This window comes from Bradyrhizobium sp. INPA03-11B (assembly GCF_040446015.1).
Taxonomy (GTDB): Bacteria; Pseudomonadota; Alphaproteobacteria; order Rhizobiales; family Xanthobacteraceae; genus Bradyrhizobium; species Bradyrhizobium macuxiense_A.
The window spans coordinates 25,679-46,594 of record NZ_JASGSR010000065.1 but is presented as its reverse complement, the minus strand read 5'-3'; the positions used below and the strand labels follow the sequence as shown (position 1 = coordinate 46,594).

The 20,916-nt window shown below is 63.9% G+C and carries 20 protein-coding genes; 7 read left to right on the top strand and 13 right to left on the bottom strand.

Annotated elements, in window-relative coordinates; genetic code table 11:
• Window positions 1-80 precede the first annotated feature (80 nt).
• Window positions 81-1,391 carry an ABC transporter substrate-binding protein gene (locus QMZ05_RS25145; protein ID WP_353703188.1) on the bottom strand — a complete coding sequence of 437 codons (1,311 nt, stop codon included), beginning with the start codon at window positions 1,389-1,391 and terminating at the stop codon, window positions 81-83.
• Between the two features lie 231 nt (window positions 1,392-1,622).
• Between QMZ05_RS25145 and QMZ05_RS25140 the strand changes: the two genes are divergently transcribed.
• The gene (locus QMZ05_RS25140) at window positions 1,623-2,189 is read left to right on the top strand and encodes a RidA family protein (protein WP_353703187.1); all 567 of its coding nucleotides are present in this window, start codon (window positions 1,623-1,625) and stop codon (window positions 2,187-2,189) included.
• 7 nt (window positions 2,190-2,196) lie between these two features.
• On the opposite strand, the gene QMZ05_RS25135 is transcribed toward QMZ05_RS25140, so the two are convergent.
• The 3 genes from QMZ05_RS25135 to QMZ05_RS25125 form a co-directional block, all read right to left on the bottom strand.
• The gene (locus tag QMZ05_RS25135) at window positions 2,197-3,129 is read right to left on the bottom strand and encodes a division plane positioning ATPase MipZ (RefSeq protein WP_353703186.1); all 933 of its coding nucleotides are present in this window, start codon (window positions 3,127-3,129) and stop codon (window positions 2,197-2,199) included.
• Window positions 3,130-3,332: 203 nt separating this feature from the next.
• A complete protein-coding gene (locus tag QMZ05_RS25130) occupies window positions 3,333-4,034 on the bottom strand; it encodes an NUDIX hydrolase (protein ID WP_353703185.1) in 702 nt (233 codons plus the stop codon).
• A 15-nt stretch (window positions 4,035-4,049) separates the two neighbouring features.
• Window positions 4,050-5,075 (bottom strand): ABC transporter substrate-binding protein, encoded by a 1,026-nt coding sequence (locus QMZ05_RS25125; RefSeq protein WP_353703184.1) that lies wholly within the window; start codon window positions 5,073-5,075, stop codon window positions 4,050-4,052.
• A 167-nt stretch (window positions 5,076-5,242) separates the two neighbouring features.
• Between QMZ05_RS25125 and QMZ05_RS25120 the strand changes: the two genes are divergently transcribed.
• Both QMZ05_RS25120 and QMZ05_RS25115 read left to right on the top strand, forming a co-directional pair.
• Window positions 5,243-5,692: a cupin domain-containing protein gene (locus QMZ05_RS25120; protein WP_353703183.1), complete on the top strand. Its 450-nt coding sequence runs from the start codon at window positions 5,243-5,245 to the stop codon at window positions 5,690-5,692.
• A gap of 310 nt (window positions 5,693-6,002) precedes the next feature.
• Window positions 6,003-7,256, top strand: coding sequence for a 4Fe-4S binding protein (locus tag QMZ05_RS25115; RefSeq protein ID WP_353703182.1), 1,254 nt, complete (start codon window positions 6,003-6,005; stop codon window positions 7,254-7,256).
• 9 nt (window positions 7,257-7,265) lie between these two features.
• Here the strand turns inward: QMZ05_RS25115 and QMZ05_RS25110 are convergent, their stop codons facing one another.
• Together QMZ05_RS25110 and QMZ05_RS25105 are read right to left on the bottom strand one after the other, a co-directional pair.
• Window positions 7,266-7,991, bottom strand: coding sequence for an SDR family oxidoreductase (locus QMZ05_RS25110; RefSeq protein ID WP_353703181.1), 726 nt, complete (start codon window positions 7,989-7,991; stop codon window positions 7,266-7,268).
• A gap of 20 nt (window positions 7,992-8,011) precedes the next feature.
• Window positions 8,012-8,902 carry an SDR family oxidoreductase gene (locus tag QMZ05_RS25105; protein WP_353703180.1) on the bottom strand — a complete coding sequence of 297 codons (891 nt, stop codon included), beginning with the start codon at window positions 8,900-8,902 and terminating at the stop codon, window positions 8,012-8,014.
• A gap of 92 nt (window positions 8,903-8,994) precedes the next feature.
• Here QMZ05_RS25105 and QMZ05_RS25100 point away from each other — a divergent pair, with 92 nt between their 5' ends.
• Both QMZ05_RS25100 and QMZ05_RS25095 read left to right on the top strand, forming a co-directional pair.
• A complete protein-coding gene (locus QMZ05_RS25100; RefSeq protein WP_353703179.1) occupies window positions 8,995-9,843 on the top strand; it encodes a helix-turn-helix transcriptional regulator in 849 nt (282 codons plus the stop codon).
• 219 nt (window positions 9,844-10,062) lie between these two features.
• Window positions 10,063-10,974: a phosphatase PAP2 family protein gene (locus QMZ05_RS25095; RefSeq protein WP_353703178.1), complete on the top strand. Its 912-nt coding sequence runs from the start codon at window positions 10,063-10,065 to the stop codon at window positions 10,972-10,974.
• Here the strand turns inward: QMZ05_RS25095 and QMZ05_RS25090 are convergent.
• A complete protein-coding gene (locus tag QMZ05_RS25090; protein WP_074131804.1) occupies window positions 10,971-11,756 on the bottom strand; it encodes an ABC transporter permease in 786 nt (261 codons plus the stop codon). The two genes, QMZ05_RS25095 and QMZ05_RS25090, sit on opposite strands and share 4 nt — an antisense overlap.
• A complete protein-coding gene (locus tag QMZ05_RS25085) occupies window positions 11,756-12,571 on the bottom strand; it encodes an ABC transporter ATP-binding protein (RefSeq protein ID WP_353703177.1) in 816 nt (271 codons plus the stop codon). Before QMZ05_RS25085 ends, QMZ05_RS25090 begins: the two co-directional genes overlap by 1 nt.
• Before the next feature lie 170 nt (window positions 12,572-12,741).
• On the opposite strand from QMZ05_RS25085, the gene QMZ05_RS25080 reads away from it, so the two are divergent.
• Window positions 12,742-13,665, top strand: a complete 924-nt coding sequence (locus QMZ05_RS25080; RefSeq protein ID WP_353703176.1) for a 2-dehydropantoate 2-reductase — start codon at window positions 12,742-12,744, stop codon at window positions 13,663-13,665.
• 30 nt (window positions 13,666-13,695) lie between these two features.
• Here the strand turns inward: QMZ05_RS25080 and QMZ05_RS25075 are convergent, their stop codons facing one another.
• The 5 genes from QMZ05_RS25075 to QMZ05_RS25055 all read right to left on the bottom strand — a co-directional run bounded on the left by QMZ05_RS25075 (window position 13,696) and on the right by QMZ05_RS25055 (window position 20,459).
• Window positions 13,696-17,787, bottom strand: coding sequence for a C2 family cysteine protease (locus QMZ05_RS25075; RefSeq protein ID WP_353703175.1), 4,092 nt, complete (start codon window positions 17,785-17,787; stop codon window positions 13,696-13,698).
• A gap of 305 nt (window positions 17,788-18,092) precedes the next feature.
• Window positions 18,093-18,362 (bottom strand): DUF3551 domain-containing protein, encoded by a 270-nt coding sequence (locus tag QMZ05_RS25070; protein ID WP_353703174.1) that lies wholly within the window; start codon window positions 18,360-18,362, stop codon window positions 18,093-18,095.
• A 111-nt stretch (window positions 18,363-18,473) separates the two neighbouring features.
• Complete coding sequence (locus QMZ05_RS25065; protein WP_353703173.1) at window positions 18,474-18,746, bottom strand: DUF3551 domain-containing protein; 273 nt, start codon at window positions 18,744-18,746, stop codon at window positions 18,474-18,476.
• Window positions 18,747-18,786: 40 nt separating this feature from the next.
• On the bottom strand, window positions 18,787-19,497 hold the full coding sequence (locus QMZ05_RS25060) for a hypothetical protein (protein ID WP_353703172.1): 711 nt from the start codon (window positions 19,495-19,497) through the stop codon (window positions 18,787-18,789).
• 125 nt (window positions 19,498-19,622) lie between these two features.
• Window positions 19,623-20,459: a metal-dependent phosphohydrolase gene (locus tag QMZ05_RS25055; protein ID WP_146990510.1), complete on the bottom strand. Its 837-nt coding sequence runs from the start codon at window positions 20,457-20,459 to the stop codon at window positions 19,623-19,625.
• 228 nt (window positions 20,460-20,687) lie between these two features.
• Between QMZ05_RS25055 and QMZ05_RS25050 the strand changes: the two genes are divergently transcribed.
• Window positions 20,688-20,903, top strand: coding sequence for a hypothetical protein (locus QMZ05_RS25050; protein WP_074131807.1), 216 nt, complete (start codon window positions 20,688-20,690; stop codon window positions 20,901-20,903).
• The last annotated feature ends 13 nt before the right edge of the window (window positions 20,904-20,916 follow it).

Here is a 20,916-nt window from a genome sequence, read left to right as displayed (position 1 = left end):
CCCCAACCCTCCCCCGCAAGCGGGAGAGGGAGCGCAGTTCCTTCGCGGCTGCTGTTCGACCTGATCTCATCTGGCTTGAGCTATTTGTAGCTGTAGGTGGTGCCGGCCGGCAGCGGCAGCACGGTTTCGCGCTGCATCTGGCTCTTCGGCCACACCACATAGGATTTGTCGTCGATATATTGCAGCACCACCGGGAACGAGCGCGCGTTCTGCCCGGCATACTGCTCCCCCTCGCCGTAGAACTTCACGCCGTAGCCGAGCATGGTGCCGCCCTCGGGAATGTCGGTGTCGAGCGCGGCCTTGCGCAGCGCGTCGGGATCGACGCCGCCATATTTCTTGATCGCGCGCGGCAGCACGTCGTCGAGGAACACATAGGCGTTGGCCGCGCCGATGCCGACATGGGCGGAGCGGATCGGCACGCCGGGCTTGAGCTTGTCGAACTCTTCGCCGACCATCTTGATGATCGGCGGCAGCTTCGGGTCCATGGTCTTCTGGTTGGCGAGCCAGATCGAGATCGGGTCGGTGTTGAAGAGATAGTTGGCATCGGCACCGAGACCTTCCTTCAGCTTCTCGTAGACGCCATAGCCGGCGCCGTGGCCGACGATGGCGCCGAACTTCAGCCCCTGCTCGCGGGCCTGGCGGAACAGCAGGGTAATGTCCGGATTGTAGCCGGTATGGAAGATCACGTCCGGCTTGGCGCGCTTCAGCTTGGTGACCAGCGCCGACAGATCGGGCGCGGTCGCCGAATAGCCTTCCTTGAGCACGATGTTGAAGCCGGCTTTCTTCGCGCCGGCCTCGTTGCCCTTGGCGACGTCGACGCCGTAGGCGCCGTCCTCATGGATGATGGCGACCCGCAGGTCCTTCGGCTCCTTGCCGAACTTGGACAGCGAATATTGCGCGATGAAGTCGGTCGTCATCATGCCGTACTGGTTGCCGGCGGCCTGCGGACGGAACACGTATTTGTAGTTCTTGCCGTCGAACACGCCCGAGGAGATACAGGTCGTGATCCACATGAACTTCTTCATCTGGTCGACCCGGGCCGCCACCGGCACGCATTGCGCCGAGGAGAAGAAGCCCATCACCATGTCGACCTTTTCCTGCTCGAGCAGGCGGACGGCCTCGTTGATGGCGATGTCGGGCTTGCTCTGCGCGTCGGCATAAACCGCCTCGACCTTGTACCCCTCGACGCCGGTCTTGGCATAATGATCGAGCATGATCTTGACGCCGGTATATTGCAGCTCGGAGCCGCCGCCGGCCAGCGGGCCGGTCAAATCGAAGATCACGCCGATCTTGATCTTCTTGTCCTGCGCCTGCGCGGGTGCGGCCACGCCGAGCGTCGCAACGGCGACAGCCAGACCCGCGAGCCAGCGGGCGACCCTCCTGACCGGCATGCATCCCTCCCCGGAGATTGTGCACTGCATTTTTTATTATCGTGCCGCCCTATCACAGGGGGAGCGGCCGATGATGTCAAGCGCGATGGCTGCGTCCGCGCGGCGCAGGTGTGCGCAAAGTTTCGGCGGAACGGTGTCGACGACTTTTCAGACCGGAGAACTACGGAAGGCAGCTTTGCTGTTTCTGCCTTATCCTGAGGGCTGCGAAGTAATTGTCATTGGAGGCGACACATGACTCACATGCTTTGCAGAGCGAGACTCATTTCGTGGTTGGGTGCGTGCGTGCTTGGATTGGGAGCGTGGATTGCCGCTTCGTCGGGTGCGGTGGCGCAGAATTCACCGTCCGCCGAGGCCAGGCTGAAGGAGTTGAACATCACGCTGCCGCCCGTTCCGACACCGGTCGCCAACTACGTCGATGCGGTCCGGGTCGGCAATCTGCTCTTTCTCGCGGGAAACACCCCGGCTGCTGACTGGAAGTACAAGGGCAAGGTTGGCAAGGACCTCACCGTGCAGGAAGGTTATGACACGGCCCGCCAGGTCGGCCTGATCATGTTGGCGAAGGTACGCATCGCACTTGGAAGCCTCGATCGCGTCAAGCGCGTGGTCAAGGTGTTCGGGATGGTCAATTCGGCCGACGGCTTTGGCGAGCAGCCGAAAGTCGTGAACGGATTCTCCGACTTGATGGTGCAGGTCTTCGGCGAGGCAGCCGGCAAACACGCACGATCTGCTGTCGGGATGGCTGGTCTTCCCTTCAACAACGCCGTGGAAGTCGAGATGGTCGTTGAAGTGGCCGAATGATCCGCCGTTACTCCGGCAGTGGATCGGCAATTTCATCAGCCAACAGGTCCCCGGTATCAAGCGGCGTATGTGCCGACACAAACCACTCCTCGCGCGCCGCGGCCCTCCGGCGTGCGCGCTCGCTGATCGGCAGCCTTAACAGCTCGATGAGATGACACATCTCCTGTTGAGCCAATCGGTGCGACCGATCCGGGCGCTCGCCGAGGATTGCTTCGTCCAGTGCATCGAGGACGGTGAGCCCGGAAGCGGAGAACTGGCGATACACGTTTCGCTCGGAACAACCGCCGAGATGCCTGAACGCCAGCCTTGTTCCTGCTTCGGCAAGACTCCGCCGCACCAGCCGGCGCGCCGATGAGCGGTTGTGGATGACAACCCAATCGGTATGGTTCCGGTCGAATTGGAGGCGTCGCCTGCGGGCGTCGCAGACCAACTCCGCATAGTGACCGGTTCCCGTCACTTCATGCGTGATGGGATCGGTTGAGGCCAGCGTGCCGAGGTCAAGAAAGCTGTCGGTGACGGGCGTTAGCAGCGTATCCGCCACGAGGTGGGCAAGACGCATCAGGTAAGTATCGGTTGAAGGGGTATCGATCACCAGGAAATCGAGAGATCCCTTGGGGCTGGAGACCGCCTCCCCGAAAGCCGCCAATTCGGCGGCCTCATTGTCGTCAAGCTTCGCGCCTTCCGCACGCCGGACGTAACGGTGCAAAGGGATTTCCAGTTTGATCCGCCGGTGATTGGCCCAGATGCGCCGGTTTTCGACGTAGCGCGTTAGAGCCCTTTGATTGCTGTCCAGATCGATGGTGCCGACCCGCTGACCCTGCTTCAGAAGCGCGACAGCCAGATGCATCGCGATCGTCGTCTTTCCTGAGCCACCCTTCTCATTCCCGATGACGATCACGTGTGGCGCCCCCGGCACTGCGATCGGTGCCGTGTACAGCATCACAAGCCTGGCAAGTCTACAATTACCACTGAGAAATGAATGCGATAAACGGCGCCCGGTTCCAACGGCATCGTGGCAAAAATTCCGAAATGACGTGCGAACAGATTCGAACTCGCGATCCGGTTCGTCCGGCTCAGGTCATTTGCGTCGATTGGGACGTGCTCCCGCGATGTTCGGCCTACCGCCAGCAGCGGAGGCCCAAGCTACTCCGGCAGCTGCGTCTCGATGAACGCGGTGACGAAGCGCGGCATGGCGGGGGTGAGATCGGCGCGGCTGCGCACCAGATGGATGCCGGCGAGTTCGGGATTTTGCTGTCGCGCAAGGTTGGCCTCGATCTTTGCACGCAGCGCGTCAGCGGGCATGTCGACGCGCAGGATCTGCATCATCGCGAGCGCAACCCCGGTGTAGATGCAGTGCCAGTCGGCGTCGCCGCGGCAATCCGACGGCTTGAGCCCGGTCTCCTCCTCGAGCTCGCGCATCACGCTGCCGGCGATGTCCACCGTGTCGCCCCTGATGTCGTCGAGATCGGGCGTGCCGGAGGGAAAATAGATTCGTCCGGCATTCGCGGTCTGCTCGCCCATCACCCCGCACACGAAGGCGCCGTCGCTCGAGAGCAGCGCGCCCATGCCGAAGCCGTTGAAGACCTCCTTGTCCGGAAAGCCCCAATCGCGCCAGGCCAGAAAGCTTGCGAAATCGGTCTCGAAATAGCTCGCACTGAGCCGCGCATCGGCAAACACCGGATCGCGCCCGAGCAGCACGCGGCCGTTCCACAGATTCGGGTTCAGCCGCTGCTGTTCGGCGAAATACGCGTCGATCTCGGCGCGCCGCCGGTCGGCGAACGGCCAGGGACGCCGCGCCAATGCGAGGTCGAGCGCAGTGACGCGGCAAATGAGTGGAGACTCCATGTCGTCCGTGCGCGTTTACTTTGCGTTCCCGGTCGTCTTCTTGACCTGATCGACGAATTTGTTGGTGTAGGTCTTAGTGACGTCGATGCCGGCCTTCGCGACATCAGGCGAGCCCTCGCTGAACACCGCGAGCACGGCTTCGGCTCCCTTGGGATCCATCTTGCCGGTTTCCGAGTACATCGGGATCGTGTTCTTCAGCGCGGCCAGATATTGCTCCTTGTTCTTGCCGACGAGGTCTTCCGGCATCTTGGCCATGATGTCTTCGGCGGAATGCGAATGGATCCAGGCGAGCGTCGCCATGATCGCATTGGTCAGCGCCTGCACCTCCTTCTCGTGGCCGTTGACCCAGGCGGTGGTCGAATAGAGCGCGCCGCCCGGATACTCGCCGCCGAACACCGCCAGCGTGTCGTGCTGGGTGCGGGTGTCGCTGAGGATCTTGAGGTCCTTGTGGCTGCCCTGCAGCACGGTGACGGACGGATCGAGCATGACCGCGGCATCGATCTGGCCCTGCTCCATCGCGGCCACCGCGGTGGCGCCGAGGCCGACGCCGATCACGGCAGTGCCGGCCGGATCGAGGCCGTTCTTCTTCAAGAGATACTTCAGGAAAAAATCGGTCGAGGAGCCCGGCGCGCTGACGCCGACCTTCTTGCCGGCGAGATCCTTGACCGAGTTGATCTCGCCGGTGTGCTTCGGCGAGACCACCAGCACCAGGCCGGGATAGCGGTCATAGACCACGAAGGCCTGCATCTCCTGCTTCTTGGCGGCGATATTGACGCAATGGTCGAAATAGCCGGAGACGACGTCGGCGCTGCCGCCGAGCACGGCCTTGAGCGCGTCCGAGCCGCCCTTGAGATCGACCAGCTCGACCGCAAGCCCGGCCTTGTCATATTCGCCGAGCTGCTTGGCCAGCACGGTGGGCAGATAGCACAGGCAGGCACCGCCCCCGACCGCGATGGTGATCTTGCTTTGCGCCGCGGCAAGGCCCGTGGACAGGGTCAGCGCCAGCAGCGTTCCGGCAAGCTTGCCAAGCCATTTGTTCATGACGTCCTCCGTTCGACTGGCCGGCAAGATAGAGGAGCAGGCCCGCCTTGAGAAGGCGACTTTCCGGTATCTGGTCAAGCCTGCGGCCACGGCATAGCATCGCGAATACTGGAAAAAGCCGAAGAAGCGCCAAGAATACTTCAAAGCAAACATCAAGGGAGGTCTTCATGAATCGGATTGCAACCGCGCTGTCGCTCGCTGCCGCCTTTGCGGCCGGCTGCGGCGCCACCCATTTGCTGCGGCCGGCGCTCGCGGCCGAGAGCATCACCGCGCAGGTCATCCACACCGGCGAGATGGAGGGCGACAGGCTCGGCGACGCGAATAAGGTCGGCTTCCGCTCCAAGACGTTCGTCGCCGCCGACGGCGCCACCGTCTCGATCCAGGACGGCAACGTGCCGAAGCACATGCATCCCAACACCAACGAGATGCAGTTCATCCTCGAGGGCACCGGCACGGTGTGGCTCGGCGACAAGGAAGTGACGGTGAAGCCGGGCGACCTGATCGTGATCCCGAAGGGCACGCCGCATGGCGGCACCAAGCCGAACGGCCGCGCCATCAAGGCGATCGCTATCAAGACGCCACCGCAGGCGCCTGATGATACCAAGCTGCTGGATTGATAACGGCGGTCTTTCTACCGTCATTGCGAGCGAAGCGAAGCAATCCATCTCTTGGCACAGGCGGACGATGGATTGCTTCGTCGCTTCGCTCCTCGCAATGACGATGGCGTGTGCGACCACAGGGTCCCCTAAACGCACTACCAGCGGTTCCATTACATGATGACCGGCAGATAATTTACTTGCGTCGCATCGGCTCACTCCATAATATTACGATCGACATTTTATGGAGTACAGGACGATGAGCCTGGACGATCATCCCACGGTCAGGGCCGTGCGGGCGCGCAGCAGCAGCACGTCCACGACGTCCCCGATGTCATCGAAGCTGCTCAAGCGGATCGCGCGGGAGTGCGGCGCCGACGATGTCGGCATCATCGAGCTCGACCGCGCCGCGATCGCGCCGCAGCGCGACTTCATTCGCAAAGTCTATGGCCGGACGCGTTCCCTGCTCGCGATCGCCTGCCACATGAACCGCGAGCCGGTGCGCTCGCCATCGCGCTCCGTCGCCAACGAGGAATTCCACGGCACCTACGACCACGTCAACGAGACCGCCCGCGCCATCGTTCGCGCGCTCGACGAGCACGGCATCCCGGCCTGCAACTCAGTCGCCGCCTTCCCGATGGAGATGGACCTGCCGAGGATCATGATGGTGCAGCACAAGCCGATCGCGGTCGAAGCCGGCCTCGGCCGGATGGGCATCCATCGCAGCGTGATCCACCCGAAGTTCGGCAGCTTCGTCCTGCTCGGCACCGTCCTGCTCGGCTGCGAGGTGGACGCCCACGACCATCCGATCGACTACAATCCCTGCCTGGAATGCAAATTGTGCGTCGCCGCCTGCCCGGTCGGCGCCATCAAGCCGGACGGTGGCTTCGATTTCCTGTCCTGCCACACCCACAATTATCACGACTTTCTCGGCAACTTCACGCAGTGGGTCGAGAAGGTCGCGGATGCAAAGGACGCCAGGGATTATCGCGCCCGCGTGCCCCGCACCGAGACGCTGAACGTCTGGCAATCGCTGTCGTTCAAGCCGGGCTACAAGGCGGCCTACTGCATCTCGGCCTGTCCGGCCGGCGAAGACGTGATCGGGCCCTTTCTGAGCGATCGCGACGCACATTTTGCTGAGGTGGTGCAGCCGCTGATCGACAAGGACGAGTTCGTCTACGTGCTCCCGGATACCGACGCCGAGGACACGGTGACGCGGCGCTTTCCGCACAAGAAGATGCAGCACGTCACATCCGGCCGGCATACCGGCAGCATCCAGGCCTACATTTTCTCGCTGTCGCTCGGATTTCAGCGCGGCCGGGCGCGCGGCCTGGATTTCGTCACGCATCTGCGTTTCACCGGGGCGAGCGCGCTGGACATGACGGTCGCGATCAAGGGCCGGGATTTGCAGGTGGTGCCGGGGCGTCATGTCGGAGAGCCGGCGCTGAGCATCACCGCGGACACCCAGGCATGGCTGCGCGTGCAGAATCGCGACCTCGACCTTGCCGACGCGATTGCCTCGGAGCTGGTGATCGTCAGCGATGAGAAGCTGTTCGCGGCCTACATGCGGTGCTTCCCGCTCTGAGCGCGCTGCTCACACCAACAAACCGCCGCCGTCCACCGCAAGCGTCTGCCCGGTGACGTAGCTGTTCAGCATCAGATAGACATAGGCGGTGGCCGCCTCCTCCGGCGATGCGGCGCGCGGCAATGGCAAGCCTGCCACATAGCCGCGCACGCGCTCTTCCGGCATCTGCCTGACGCGCTCAGTGAGGATGAGTCCTGGGCACACCGCATTGACGCGGACCGGCGCGAGATCGACGGCAAGGCCGCGGGCGAGGCTCTCCATCGCGCCCGCAGCCGCGGTCACGAACGGCATGCCCTTTTGCGGGCGATGCGCCAGCAGGCCGCCGGTCAGCGTGATCGATCCGTTCGGCGCGATCGCGCGGCTGCCATGCTTGACCGCCGCGAGCGAGCCCCAGAAGCGGAGGGTCAGCGCCTCGCGCGCGACGCCAAGATCGAGATCGCGCACCGCGCCGAATGCCGGGAGGCCCTGATCGCCTGCGGTGATCGCGAGGTGATCGAAGCCGCCGACCTGTTCGAAGAAGCGCGACACGCCGGCTTCGTCGCGCAGATCGACGGTGCGGCCCGAGGATCCCGGCAACCGCGCGACCGCGGCATCGACATTGGCCGCATTGCTGGAGGCAATCACCACGTCAGCGCCCAGCTCCCGCGCCAGCGCCGCGACGGCAAAGCCGATCCCTGACGATCCTCCGATTGCGATCACGCGCTTGCCCTTGAGCGACATCATGGCGTCTGTCATGGCCCGTTCTCCGCCGCGCCTTACGCGAAATAAGCGGGGTGATCGATGTCGGCGAGCAGCCCGGGCTGCTGCGGCTGCCAGTCGAGCCGCGACCGCGTCCGCGCGCTCGAAGCCGGCACGTCGGCGCCGGCAAACCTACCGAGGAAGCCGAAATGCGCGAGCGCCTCCTCCGGCGACTTCGACACCAGCGGAATATTCAGACGTCGCGCAATCACCTCGGCGATCGCCCTGAACGGCACGCCCTCGTCGGCGATGGCATGGAAGGGGCCGCCTTCGACGCCGCGCTCGAGCGCGAGACGATAGAGGCGGGCCGCATCGAGCCGGTGTACGCCCGGCCAGCGATTGAGTCCTTCGCCGACATAGGCGGAGACGCCCTTCTCACGCGCGATGGTGATGAGGCGCGGCACGAAGCCGTGATCGCCATGGCCGTGCACCGACGGCGCAAGCCGGACCACGCCGGCGCGTACACCGCGCGCCGCCACCGCTGAAGTGGCCGCTTCGGTCATGCGCGGCAAAGCGGGCGAAGGCGGATGCGGCGCGTCCTCCTCGGTGGCGACGCGGCCCTGCGCCATGGTTGCAACGCCCGACGTGGTGATCAGCGGCCGGTTTGATCCTGCGAGCACGGCGCCGAACGTCTCGATGGCGCGCCGGTCATCCTCGGAGTTCTGGGCGAACTTCGAAAAGTCATGGTTGAAGGCGCAGTGGATCACCGCATCCGCCTGCGCGGCGCCGCTGCGCAGGCTGTCGAGATCGTCCAGCGTTCCGTAGTGCACCTCGGCGCCGGCGGCGGCGAGCGCTTCCGCGCCCTTGTCGGAACGGGTCATGCCGAGCACCTTGTGGCCGGCGGCAATCAGATCAACGGTAACGGCCGAGCCGACCCAACCGGTGGCTCCAGTGACGAACACGCGCATCAGCAAGTCTCCAGGTTTTGCTGAAGACAAATCTGGGCCGCCGCGCTATCCTGGTAAAGTAGTGACCTTATCATGGTATAATGGCTAACAGGATGAGCGAACCGGTCGCGCATGAGAACCTGCTCGGCGCCTACCTGAAGGACCGTCGCAGCAAGCTCGATCCGGCGACGTTCGGCTTTCCGCCGGAGCGGCGGCGCACGCCGGGCCTGCGCCGCGAGGAAGTGGCGCAACGCGCCAACATCTCGGCGACCTGGTACACCTGGCTCGAACAGGGCCGCGGCGGCGCGCCGTCGGCCGACGTGCTCGACCGCATCGCGCGCGCGCTGATGCTGACCGATGTCGAACGCGAGCACCTGTTCCTGCTCGGCCTCGGCCGCACGCCCGAGGTGCGCTACCAGAAGAATGAAGGCGTGACGCCGCGACTGCAACGCGTGCTCGATGCGCTGGAGCCGCGCCCCGCGGTGGTCAGAACCGCGACCTGGGACATCGTCGCCTGGAACCGGGCGGCGACCGTGATGCTGACGGATTACGGATCGCTGCCGCCGCGCGAGCGCAACGTGCTGCGCTTCATGTTCCTCGACCCGCGCGTCCGCGCCGCGCAACACGACTGGGCCAGCGTGGCGCGCTTCGTCGTCGGCGCCTTTAGGGTCGACGCGATGCGCGCTGGCGCCGCTGCGGAGGTGCAACCCTTCGTCGACGAACTCTGCCGGCTGAGCCCGGAATTCGCGGCGCTGTGGCGCGACAACGACGTGCGCGCCCACGGCGAGGGCGTCAAGCAGCTCCGGCACCCGATCCTGGGCCCGGTCAAGTTCGAATATTCGGCCTTCGCCGTCGATGGCCGGTCCGACCTCAGCATGATCGTCTACAATCCGATCGACCCCGAGGTGACTGAGAAGATCCGCGGGCTGATGGAGGCGACGGCAGCAGCCAACCGCAAATAATGGTCTGCGGCTTCCGCGCTCGCGTGGGCATTCGCGCAGTAGTAAGCCACTACCATCTCCCGGCTGTCTCTCATCCGACCGTCCCCGCACCGAAGGCTGATCATGGCTACGAGAAGCGGAACGCAGCGCGCCCGGCGTTCCCTACTTTTTTAGCAATTGAGGGTATGCAACTTTACGGCGCCGGTGCGATTTAGCTTCCGCGGAACGGGATGAGAACGAATGACCAATCAAGTCATCGAGACACGAGCCTTGTGGCTTGTCATCGCCATCATCGCCGTGATCGACCTCGTCTGGCTGCGCGCGGCCGGGATGTCGGTCACGCTCGATCCCGTGAAGGCGATCGTATTCTGCGCGGTTGCGTTGCTCGCGTTCCTCTACATCAAGGTCAGGCCGGATCGACGCATTGCCGAGCTGGCGGTCGCATGCGCCCAACTCATCGCCTTTACCGCCGTCGGCGCTGTCCTCAGCTATCTGACTGTCACCTCGAATTTCCCGCTCGCCGATCGCCAGTTCGCCGCGATCGACGCCGCGCTGCATCTGAACTGGCTGACCTATTTCGACTGGGTCGAGACCCATCCTGCGGTCAAACGTGTTCTCGCCCTTGCCTACAATAGCTGCATGGCTCAGGTCGCAGTCCTGCTGATCCTGCTGAGTGCAACTGGCCGGTTCGAACGGATGCGGGAGTTCGTCTGGCTGTTCGTGATGTCGCTCGTCGTCATCATCCCGATCGCGTGGATCATGCCCGCCGCCAACGCCTGGGTCTATTTCGACGTCGTGGCGCGCGTCGACGCCGACGACGCATCCGTCCTGGCTGATTTCGACGCCCTTCGCGCTGGCCAGATGAGCCAGATCGCGCTGGCCGACGTCAAGGGCCTGATCAGCTTTCCATCGTTCCATACGGCGCTGGCGGTTATCCTGATCTACGCCAGCCGAGGCGTGAAGTTGCTGTTCCCCGCCTTCCTTGTCCTGAACCTGCTGATGATCGCCGCAACGCCGAACATGGGCGGCCACTACTTCATCGACGTCGTCGCGGGCGCAGCCGTGGTGCTCGGCCTCGTGGTCTTGTGCCGGTTCTCATGGCGGGCGTTGTTCGCGCGATGGACTGCCTCGTCATCATACGAAGCCGGCTAGTCCCGCGCCGCCGCGGTCGGCCGCCACACCAAGAGCCGCTTCTCCACCATCGTCACGCCCATGTCGATCAGGATCACGAACGCCGACAGCACGAACATGCCGGCGAACACGCCGGCGACGTCGAACACGCCTTCAGCCTGCTGAATCAGATAGCCAAGGCCGGCCGCGGATCCCAGATATTCGCCAACCACGGCGCCGACCACAGCAAAGCCGACCGAGGTGTGCAGCGAGGAGAACATCCAGGACAGCGCCGACGGCCAGTAGACGTGGCGCATCAGCTGCCGCTCGTTCATGCCGAGCATGCGGCCATTGTCGAGCACCGTGGTCGGCACTTCCTTGACGCCCTGATAGACGTTGAAGAACACGATGAAGAACACCAGCGTCACGCCGAGCGCGACCTTGGACCAGACGCCGAGCCCGAACCACAGCGCGAAGATCGGCGCCAGCACCACGCGCGGCAGCGCGTTGACCATCTTCACATAGGGATCGAACACTGCGGCAACGCGCGGCTGCCGCGCGAACCAGAAGCCGACCAGGATGCCGCCGGCCGAGCCGATCACAAAGGCGAGGATCGATTCCCACAGCGTGATCGCAAGATGCTTCCAGATCACCCCGGTCGAAAACCACTTCACTATCTGGCTGAAGACGTCGACCGGATTGGAAAAGAAGAACGGCGGCAGCAGCACCTTGCCGAAAACAGGCACGGTGGAAAAGACCTGCCACAACGCCAGCGTGACGACCGCGACCAGGACCTGCAGGGCCAGCAATGTGACGCGCGACATCAAGCGGCTCCCGCCTGCGTCGACTGAACATAACCCTTCATCACCTCGTCCTTCAGCACGCCCCAGATCTCGCGGTGCAGGGCATGGAAATCCTTCTCCATCCTGATCTCGGCGATGTCGCGCGGCCGCGGCAGCGTGATGCGCCAGTCGCCGATGATGCGGGCGGAAGGGCCGGCCGACATGATCACGACGCGGTCGGCCAGCGCGATCGCCTCCTCGAGATCGTGGGTGACGAACAGCACCGCCTTGCGGTCGGCGGTCCACAATTCCAGCAGCAGGTTGCCCATGATCTGCCGGGTCTGGGCATCGAGCGGGCCGAACGGCTCGTCCATCAAGAGGATTTTCGGATCGCGGATCAGGACCTGCGCCAGCGCCACGCGCTTGCGCTGGCCGCCCGACAGCATGTGCGGATAACGTCCGGCGAAGGCGCCGAGCCCGACCGAGGTCAGCCATTTCTGCGCGCGCGTGAGCGCCTCAGTGCGCGGCGTGCCCCGGATCTCGAGCCCGATCGCGACATTGTCGATCGCGGTCTTCCAGGGGAACAGGGCATCGGCCTGGAACAGGTAGCCGGCATCGCGGTTGAGGCCGGTGAGCGGCTTGTCGAAGATCCGCGCCGTTCCTGCGGCGGGCTTCAACAGCCCCGCGGTGACGTTGAGCAGCGTCGACTTTCCGCATCCGGTCGGCCCGACAATGGCGACGAACTCGCCATGATCGACCGCAAGATTGGCCTGCTCGACCGCGGTATAGACGCGTCCATCCGCCAACCGAAACGCCACCGTCGCACCGTCAAGCGCGACCGCCGTCGGCTCCGTCATCGCCACGATTCCTCCCGAAATTTTCGGAGATGGCTTACCGGTTCGGATCGGCAAGTTCAACGCATGAAGATGCCGCAGGCCGTGGTCACGCGGTTTTCAGGCAAATCGGGTTGCGCATTGCAACAACATCGTCGAGGCTGCAGCCCAAAGCGACGGACAAGGAGATCATCATGCGGATCGCAGTGGTAGGCGCCGGGGGTGTCGGGGGCGGCTTTGGTGCGGCTCTCGCGCATGCCGGGGCCGACGTCACCTTTATCGCGCGCGGCGCCCACCTCGCCGCCATGCAGAGCGAGGGCCTGAAGGTTCAGGGCGGCCGCGGCGAAACCCATCTGGTCCCGACCCAGGCGACCGACGATCCCGCACGCGTCGGCCCGGTCGATGTCGTGCTGTTCTGCGTCAAGCTGTGGGACGTCGAAAGCGCCGGCGAGCACATCAAGCCGATGGTCGGTCCCGATACCGCGGTGATCCCGCTGCAGAACGGCATCGACGCGCCCGACCGGCTGATCCCGATCCTCGGTCGCAACGCCGTGATGGGCGGCGTGGCGCAGATCTCGGCCTCGATCATCAAGCCCGGCGTGATCAACCAGGTCGGCACCTTCATGCGCATGATCTTCGGCGAACTCGACGGCCGGATCACGCCGCGCGGCAAGGCGCTGCTCGAGCTCTGCCTGAAGGCCGGGTTCGATGCGACGCTGAGCGAGCAGATCAACACCGAGCTCTGGATGAAGTTCGTAGGTCTCGCCACCAATGCCGGCATGACCGCGGTCACGCGCCAGCCGATCGGCAGGCTGCGCGACGATCCCGATCTGCGCCCGCTCTTTGTATCGGCTTGCGAAGAGATCATCGCCATCGCCAACGCCAGCGGCATCAAGCTGCCGCCGGACCCGCTTGCGAAGGTGCTCGACTTCATCGGACACGCGCCGCCGGCGATGAAGGCGTCGATGGCGCTCGATCTCGAGCGCGGCAACCGGCTCGAACTGCCCTGGCTGAACGGCAAGGTGGTCGAGCTCGGCCGCAAGCTCGGCGTGCCGACCCCGACGCACGATTTCCTTTATGCGGTGCTGAAACCCTATGCGATGGGCACGCCTGCGTAGGCAGGCGGCGGGTTGCAGCCGCAGCCCCGCTCACGCATGTTGCGGCGGGGCGAGCGTGGCGACCTGATCGGGATGCACCGTGATGGCCGTGCCGCCATGTCCATCGCTCGCGGCGACGAAGGTGGATGCCATGTAGTTTCCGAGCAAGGCGATGCTGGCGGCGGCGTGGACGCCGTCCGAGACCGTGACCGATCCGCCCGCGCTGTTGCCGGCAAAGCCCACGGTTTGCCCAGCCGCAAAATCGATATTGGCGAAATCGATCGCGTCGGCTCCCGTCATGCCGGCGACGGTGCCGGAGAAGCTGGCGGGGTCGTCGAGCTTGAGCGTTCCGGAGTCTGTTGCAAAGGAGATGTGAGCCGCGCTCGCTGAGGCAAGCTCGAGGGTCTGTCCGGCCGGAATGATCGAGGGATCGCTGATCGTGAAGGCGCTGGACCAGCCGCCCCAGGCGGTGCCGTCACTGGCCTTGATCCAGAGCGTGTCGGTGTCCGATCCGACGTGATAGGCAAGCTGGGAGAGCTGCGAGGCCGAGACGATGTTGTCCTGATTTGCTCCGAGTGCAACGCCGTTCAGCGTGAAGTAGCCGTTCCCGCCGCCACTGTTCCAGACATCATACGATGTCGCGGCACTGCCGAACGGATCCGAATAGGTGAAGAGCGAGGACACCGCGAAGGTCTGGCCTTGAACGGACAGCGTGCTCGAATGGGTCGGGGTCAGAACGGGACCCGTGTCGACCGGCGCAGTCACGGTGAACGCACTTGACCATGCGCCCCAGACGGTGCCGTCGTTGGCGCGGACCCACAGCGTGTCCGAGCCCGAGCCGGATTGATAGGTCAGCAACGCCAACTGGGCTGCCGTGACGTAATTGTCCTGGCTGGGCGCAAGCGGCCAGCCGCCGAGAACGAAGTGCCCGCCACCTGTGCCCGTGTCCCAGACGTCATATTGGGTCGCAGCGCTGTTGAACGGATCGCTGTAGGTGAACAGCGACGAGGCCGCAAAGCTCTGACCGTGAGCTGCAACAACGTTCGACACCGTCTCGACGGGGCCGCTGTCAACCGGAGCGTTGACGGTGAAGGCGCTCGACCACGCCCCCCACACCGTGCCGTCATTGGCCCGGATCCAGAGCGTGTCGATGCCGGAGCCGGATTGATAGCTCAGCGACGCGAGCTGCGCGGCCGTGACGTAATTGTCCTGGCTGGCCGACAGCGCCACTCCGTTCAGAGCGAAGTGCCCGCCGCCTGTGCCCGCGTTCCAGACGTCATATTGGGTCGCAGCGCTGTTGAACGGATCGCTGTAGGTGAACAGCGACGAGGCCGCAAAGCTCTGGCCGTGAGACGCGATGATGTTCGACACCGTCTCTACGGGGCCGCTATCGACCGGAGCGTTGACGGTGAAGGCGCTCGACCACGCCCCCCAGACGGTGCCGTCATTGGCGCGGATCCAGAGCGTGTCGACGCCGGAGCCGGATTGATAGCTGAGCGAGGCGAACTGCGCTGCCGTGATGTAATTGTCCTGACCGGCCGACAGCACCACCCCGTTCAGAACGAAGTGCCCGCCGACGGTGCCGCTATCCCAGACATCGTACTCGACGGCGGGGCTGTTGAACGGATCGCTGTAGGTGAACAGCGACGAGGCCGCATAGCTCTGGCCGTGAGGCGCGATGATGTTCGACACCGTCTCAACAGGCCCGCTGTCGACCGGAGCGTTGACCGTGAAGGCGCTCGACCATGCCCCCCACACCGTACCGTCATTGGCACGGATCCAGAGCGTGTCGACGCCGGAGCCGGATTGATAGCTGAGCGAGGCGAGCTGCGCTGCCGTGATGTAATTGTCCTGACCGGCCGGCAGCACCACTCCGTTCAGAACGAAGTGCCCGCCGACGGTGCCGCTATCCCAGACATCGTACTCGACGGCGGGGCTGTTAAACGGGTCGCTGTAGGTGAACAGCGACGAGGCCGCGTAGCTCTGGCCGTGAGGCGCGACGATGTTCGACACCGTCTCAACAGGCCCGCTGTCGACAGGAGCGCTGACGGTGAAAGCGCTCGACCATGCCCCCCACACCGTGCCGTCATTGGCGCGGATCCAGAGCGTGTCGGCGCCGGAGCCGGATTGATAGCTCAGCGACGCCAGCTGGGCGGGCGTGATGTAGTTGTCCTGGTTGGCCGACAGCGCCACCCCGTTCAGGACGAAGTGTCCGCCACCTGTTCCCTGGTCCCAGACGTCATACAGCGTCGCAGGACTGCTGAACGGGTCGTAATAGGTGAACAGCGACGTGGCCGCATAACTCTGGCCGTGAGCCGCGACGATGTTCGACACCGTCGCGACGGGACCGCTGTCAACCGGAGCAGTGACGGTAAAGGCGTTCGACCACTGCCCCCACACCGTCGAGTCGTTGGCCCGGATCCAGAGCGTGTCTGCGCCCGAGCCCGACTGATAGGTCAATGACGACAGCTGCGCGGCCGTGATGTAGTTGTCCTGATTGGCGGCAAGCGCCACACCGTTCAGAACGAAGTGGCCGCCGCCGGTGCCGGCGTTCCAGACGTCGTATTCAGTGGCTGCGAGACCGAACGGGTCGTAATAGGTGAACAGCGACGACGCGGCAAAGCTCTGGCCGTGCGATGCCGTCATGTTTGCGACCGTCACCGTGGGCCCTTCCGGGACCGCCGTAAATTCGGCCCAGGTGCTCCAGAATACGCCATTGAACGCCCGCACCCACAGCTGGTCGCTCGCGGGACCGAACTGATAGGCAATGTTGGACCACTGTGAGCCCGCGACGTCGATCTCGACCCCGTTCGCCTGCGCCACTCCGCCCACGGTGAAGTGGCCGTTTCCGGTGGAGTCCCAAAGCGCATACTCGACTACGGGCAGTGTACCGCTCGTCACATAGAACATGGACGATGCTGCAAGCGAGGTTTGCACGCGGCCGGTTATGTTGGACGCGACCACCGTCGGCGCGACATCGACGGCACCGGAATTGTCGATGACGAAGTCGCCGTCCTCGCTGGCGATCTGCGTGAGCGATACTTCGAATTGCACATCCCAGTTCTGGCCGGGATAGCTGTTGCCCCATGGATTGCGAACGATGAAATTGCCGGTCGCGCTGTCATAGCCGACAACTCCGAAAGCGTGATCCGGGACCAGCTGGATATTTCCGGCACTGTCATACGTGTACGGAGACGTTGAAGGAATCTCGAGGATGACGTCGTCGCCGCTCGAGAGCGCCGCGATATAGACAGACTTGCTGCTATACCAATTGGACGCGCTGCTCATGTAATAGTTGACGCTCGTCGCGTCGGTCAGATTCTCCAAGACATCGGTCGGAGGATCCGCGGAGATGTTGTTGTAGCTGTTGACCGCCGGGTGCCCGATCTGCCCCGTTGCGCTGAGCTGCGCGTAAGCCTTCTCCACCAAGGCAACCCACATTGCAGTGGGCTGCTCATTGTAGTTGTGGCCATAGTCGAGTTCGGTCCCATTGACCGTCGGAAATACGTCGTTGACGGTTTCCCATGTCTCCTGCCCACCGACATAGAAGCGCACGCCATAGGTGCCGTTTCCATTGTCGACGAACATGGAACTCAGGACCTGAGGATGAAAGACGACGACGTCGATCAATCCCGACATCAGCTCACAATCGCCGTCTGCTCCCTGACAGATGTCGTTGACGGTGGCTGCGCCCGCCGAAGAATACAACGGCCCGACAACCGTGCTGTAGCCCTGCAATGTCCAGCCGTTCGCATCCGGCGGCAAGGTCGGATCCGGAAGATCGGTTCCCAAGAACCACTTTCCGATCAGCTCGGACATCTGCGCCGACGTCGTGCCGACCTGCAGATTGCCTAGCGTGACATGTACCGTACTGCCCCCGGTCCAGGTGGCATTCGCCGGATTGCCGTCAACGAGCTGGAGGAAAAGATGGGAGACATAGTCCGACGTGGAAAGACCGCTGTTCAGATTGGCCGCGATCACTTGCAGCGAGTTCAGCTCATTGGCGGTCACGCTGCCGCGATTGGCGACATCGGCCAGCAAGTTATAGGCTTCGGCGTAAGTGAAAACCCCGTCCGCAGCAAAGTTGAGCATGTCGGACTTGATGCCGCTGTCGACCAGGGAATTGACCCAGCTTGCAGTCATGGATTTCCTTCGCAAGTCTTGACGCGATCTGATTGCTGCCGACCAGGCCGATCCTGGCGAGGGTGCATGCGTCCCGTCGAGACGAATCCAGCAATGAAATATGTAACTATCGCGTTAGTTGTCGCCGAATTCGAGGCGTGTGTCGATCTTGCCGAACGCGGCCGTCAACCAAGGGAACCCGCATTATCGTGAGGATTCGTTAATGTCTGCCTGATACGGCGCCGCGGCCCGCGATGGCGGTTGGGTGCAGCTTCCCCGAGGCGCGGGCCTTGCAGCTGGTGTTCGACGTGCGGGGCAGCCCCGCGTCAGCGCGCGTGATGCCGTCCGCGGTGCGCCCGGCGCGTCGGGGGCGGCGGCGGCGCGAAAAAGGGATTCTCCGAGCAGATCGCGCTCCGGCCCGAGGCGGTGGCCTGGCACTGCGGGATCGAGGTGAAGCTGCAATTGATGTAGTTTCCGCCCTGCCGGCCCTCATAAACATGCATGCACACCGGATAGTTCGGATCGTAGGCCTGCCCGGCGGCAGGTCCGGCCAGGGCGACCGCTGCTGCGGCGATCGCGAACAGTTTCAGGCGCATCGGTCCCTCCTTGTCGTGGCAGGAGGTTCCTCACAACTGCCGGAGTTAGTCAACATCAGGGGCGGCGCGACGGCCATGCGGACCATCACACGCTGACGATGCGGCGACGCGCTAGTTGGCCGGTTGGCGGTGTCGCTTGCCCCGCTCCCTGGGCTGCGTTCTCGGGCCCTTGTAGAAAGGATTGACCGAGCATGTCGCCGATCGTCCCGAGGCCGTTGCCTGGCATTGCGGGAGCGACGTGAAGCTGCAATCGATGTATTCGGGCGTCAGCCGGCCGCCATAGACTTCCATGCACACCGGATAATTCGGATCGTACATTTGCGCGGCGGCGGGCCCGGCGATGCCGATCCCGATGGCGGCGAGCAAGGTGAGTTTCAAGCGCATCGCGTGCTCCTCCAGCTTGGTGCGGACCGCGCTGGCCCGGTTATCGCTGTTCGCCGGCCGGCTTGCCGTCGTCTTCACCCAGACAGCGGATCATGAAGGCCGTCGTGTCCCGCGGCAGGACCTGCGCGGCACGCGCCTTGAGCCGGCATTCGAGCTGCGCGATCTGGCGCGCCCGCTGCCGCTCCGACGGCAGCGTCGATTGCCGCAACCGGCGCAGGGTCATCGGCGAGCCATCCGACTCGAAGCTGAGATCGTACTTCCTGCCGTTCTGGTCGGTGGCAGCGCAAGTGATGGTCGACACCTGCCGCGTGACGAAGCTTCCGACCTGGCGGCAGGAGCCTGTCGACATCTCGACCAGCGGCACCGGCAGTCCGTCGACCCGCGGCCGGTCGCTCGACTTCAGCAACATGCGGTCGACCGCAAGCTCGAACAGATTGTCCTGGGTGCGCTCGGTGCTCTCGCCGGAGAACGAGACGATGTGGCTCTTGTCGGCGGGATCGTCGAGCACCACGGTGAATTCGGAACGGCCGCGCAGGGTGTGGAAATAGGCGACCGCCTTGCAGCTATAGCTGCGGCCCGCAACGGTGACATTGCGGCAGGTGCCGGACATCAGCGCATATAGGTCGACGTCGTAGACCGGGCCCGCGGCAACCGCGAGCGCGGGCCAGCAGACGACGGCAGCCGCAATCAAATGAGCGAAACGGGAGATCATGCTGAAACGGTCGAAGACACGGTCGAATGCGAGGTCCATGGCGCAAGGTCGCCGATTTCCGCCGACTGTGCAACGAGGAAGCAGGCCTAAATGTGGAAGCCCCGCAATCGACCGGGGAACGCAGGGCAAGCCGTGCTGAAAGGCCGCGGCCCTCGCGCCTTGCGTCAGATTTGCGGGCCGGACAGAGTGACCTCGCGCTCCGCACGGAACACATTGCTGTAGAGGTTCGCAATCCACTGGCGGCCGCTTGCCGTCATGTTCAGGCAGTTGATGGCGCCCTGGATGTGCGGCGCAACCATGTTCCAGTAGAACTGCGGATAGCGGTCGACGATATCGGCCGGCGATTCATAGCCGAGCTGGCGGTTGATGCCGACCTCCTCGAACTCATGATAGAGCGCGTTGGCTTTCCTGATGTAGTTGGGATCGCCGAGTTGCCCGATGAAATCCGCCGCCCGCACGATCGCCGCCTCGTCGTCATATTGCTGGCCTTCGGGCGATGGAAACCGCGTGCCCTCGATGTTGCGCGCGACGCGCTCGCGATCGAGCGGCAGTACGGCCTCGAGCCGGTCCAGCACATAGAGCTTCGAACGGTCGACGTGATACGGCATCAGGCCGGCATCCGACGAGCCGCGCGGCAGCACGACCTTCTTGCCTGAGGCATCGATGACGTATCCATCCGGTCCATCGCCCTTCAGCAGGCCGCGCACATAGCCGATGTCGTGCGTCAGGCAGGCGATGATGGTGTGGGTGTAATCCTCCGCGGTGACATGGGTGTGCAGCGCGCGGCCGCGGATGATGTCATGCCCGGCCAGCGTGACCAGCATCGTGTGCTCGACATTGTGGTAGAGCGCATCGCTGTTGCCGATGCATTCCAGCGCGATGCGCGCGGCAGCCGGCAGCAGTTCGCCAAAGCGGGCCTGCGAGGCCCCGAAGGTGCGGCTGACATGGGTGGCGAGAAACTTCTCCAAAGCACCTGCCGCCAACTCAGGTAACGTCATCATCGATGCAGCCCCCGACCGCGCAACGTTCCTCACTCGCCCCGATCTCACGTCGTAGTTGGGCAGCAACTATAGCGTATCTGCGGGCGTGCGGCTACGCGCTGGCGGGCGCGTGATTCGTTCAGCAGTACTATCCCGGTCTTGCCGGCTGTGACACCAAAGTCGCTGATAATGGCATGAACCGTGCATGATTCGGTTCAGACCGGGTTAATCCTACGGATAAACACCATCATGCTCGTTACGCTCGTCGCCATCCTCTGCAATGCTCAGCTCTGCATGGAAAAGGTCGTCACCAACAGCGACCAATCCGGCATCACCATGGGCGCCTGCGCCGTGAGTGCCCAAATCGGCATCGCCGACTGGCTCGCCAAGGGGCCGTATCACGATTGGCGCTTGCAGAGCTATAAGTGCATCATGGGCAAATACGTACCCAAGAACGAAGTGTGATGTGCAAGGTGTA

Excerpts from the sequence above, each read along its gene's own strand:
- QMZ05_RS25145 (WP_353703188.1), bottom strand. The coding sequence starts at position 1,391 with ATGCCGGTCAGGAGGGTCGCCCGCTGGCTCGCGGGTCTGGCTGTCGCC.
- QMZ05_RS25140 (WP_353703187.1), top strand. The coding sequence starts at position 1,623 with ATGACTCACATGCTTTGCAGAGCGAGACTCATTTCGTGGTTGGGTGCG.
- QMZ05_RS25135 (WP_353703186.1), bottom strand. The coding sequence starts at position 3,129 with ATGCTGTACACGGCACCGATCGCAGTGCCGGGGGCGCCACACGTGATC.
- QMZ05_RS25130 (WP_353703185.1), bottom strand. The coding sequence starts at position 4,034 with ATGGAGTCTCCACTCATTTGCCGCGTCACTGCGCTCGACCTCGCATTG.
- QMZ05_RS25125 (WP_353703184.1), bottom strand. The coding sequence starts at position 5,075 with ATGAACAAATGGCTTGGCAAGCTTGCCGGAACGCTGCTGGCGCTGACC.
- QMZ05_RS25120 (WP_353703183.1), top strand. The coding sequence starts at position 5,243 with ATGAATCGGATTGCAACCGCGCTGTCGCTCGCTGCCGCCTTTGCGGCC.
- QMZ05_RS25115 (WP_353703182.1), top strand. The coding sequence starts at position 6,003 with ATGTCATCGAAGCTGCTCAAGCGGATCGCGCGGGAGTGCGGCGCCGAC.
- QMZ05_RS25110 (WP_353703181.1), bottom strand. The coding sequence starts at position 7,991 with ATGACAGACGCCATGATGTCGCTCAAGGGCAAGCGCGTGATCGCAATC.
- QMZ05_RS25105 (WP_353703180.1), bottom strand. The coding sequence starts at position 8,902 with ATGCGCGTGTTCGTCACTGGAGCCACCGGTTGGGTCGGCTCGGCCGTT.
- QMZ05_RS25100 (WP_353703179.1), top strand. The coding sequence starts at position 8,995 with ATGAGCGAACCGGTCGCGCATGAGAACCTGCTCGGCGCCTACCTGAAG.
- QMZ05_RS25095 (WP_353703178.1), top strand. The coding sequence starts at position 10,063 with ATGACCAATCAAGTCATCGAGACACGAGCCTTGTGGCTTGTCATCGCC.
- QMZ05_RS25090 (WP_074131804.1), bottom strand. The coding sequence starts at position 11,756 with ATGTCGCGCGTCACATTGCTGGCCCTGCAGGTCCTGGTCGCGGTCGTC.
- QMZ05_RS25085 (WP_353703177.1), bottom strand. The coding sequence starts at position 12,571 with ATGACGGAGCCGACGGCGGTCGCGCTTGACGGTGCGACGGTGGCGTTT.
- QMZ05_RS25080 (WP_353703176.1), top strand. The coding sequence starts at position 12,742 with ATGCGGATCGCAGTGGTAGGCGCCGGGGGTGTCGGGGGCGGCTTTGGT.
- QMZ05_RS25075 (WP_353703175.1), bottom strand. The coding sequence starts at position 17,787 with ATGACTGCAAGCTGGGTCAATTCCCTGGTCGACAGCGGCATCAAGTCC.
- QMZ05_RS25070 (WP_353703174.1), bottom strand. The coding sequence starts at position 18,362 with ATGCGCCTGAAACTGTTCGCGATCGCCGCAGCAGCGGTCGCCCTGGCC.
- QMZ05_RS25065 (WP_353703173.1), bottom strand. The coding sequence starts at position 18,746 with ATGCGCTTGAAACTCACCTTGCTCGCCGCCATCGGGATCGGCATCGCC.
- QMZ05_RS25060 (WP_353703172.1), bottom strand. The coding sequence starts at position 19,497 with ATGGACCTCGCATTCGACCGTGTCTTCGACCGTTTCAGCATGATCTCC.
- QMZ05_RS25055 (WP_146990510.1), bottom strand. The coding sequence starts at position 20,459 with ATGATGACGTTACCTGAGTTGGCGGCAGGTGCTTTGGAGAAGTTTCTC.
- QMZ05_RS25050 (WP_074131807.1), top strand. The coding sequence starts at position 20,688 with ATGCTCGTTACGCTCGTCGCCATCCTCTGCAATGCTCAGCTCTGCATG.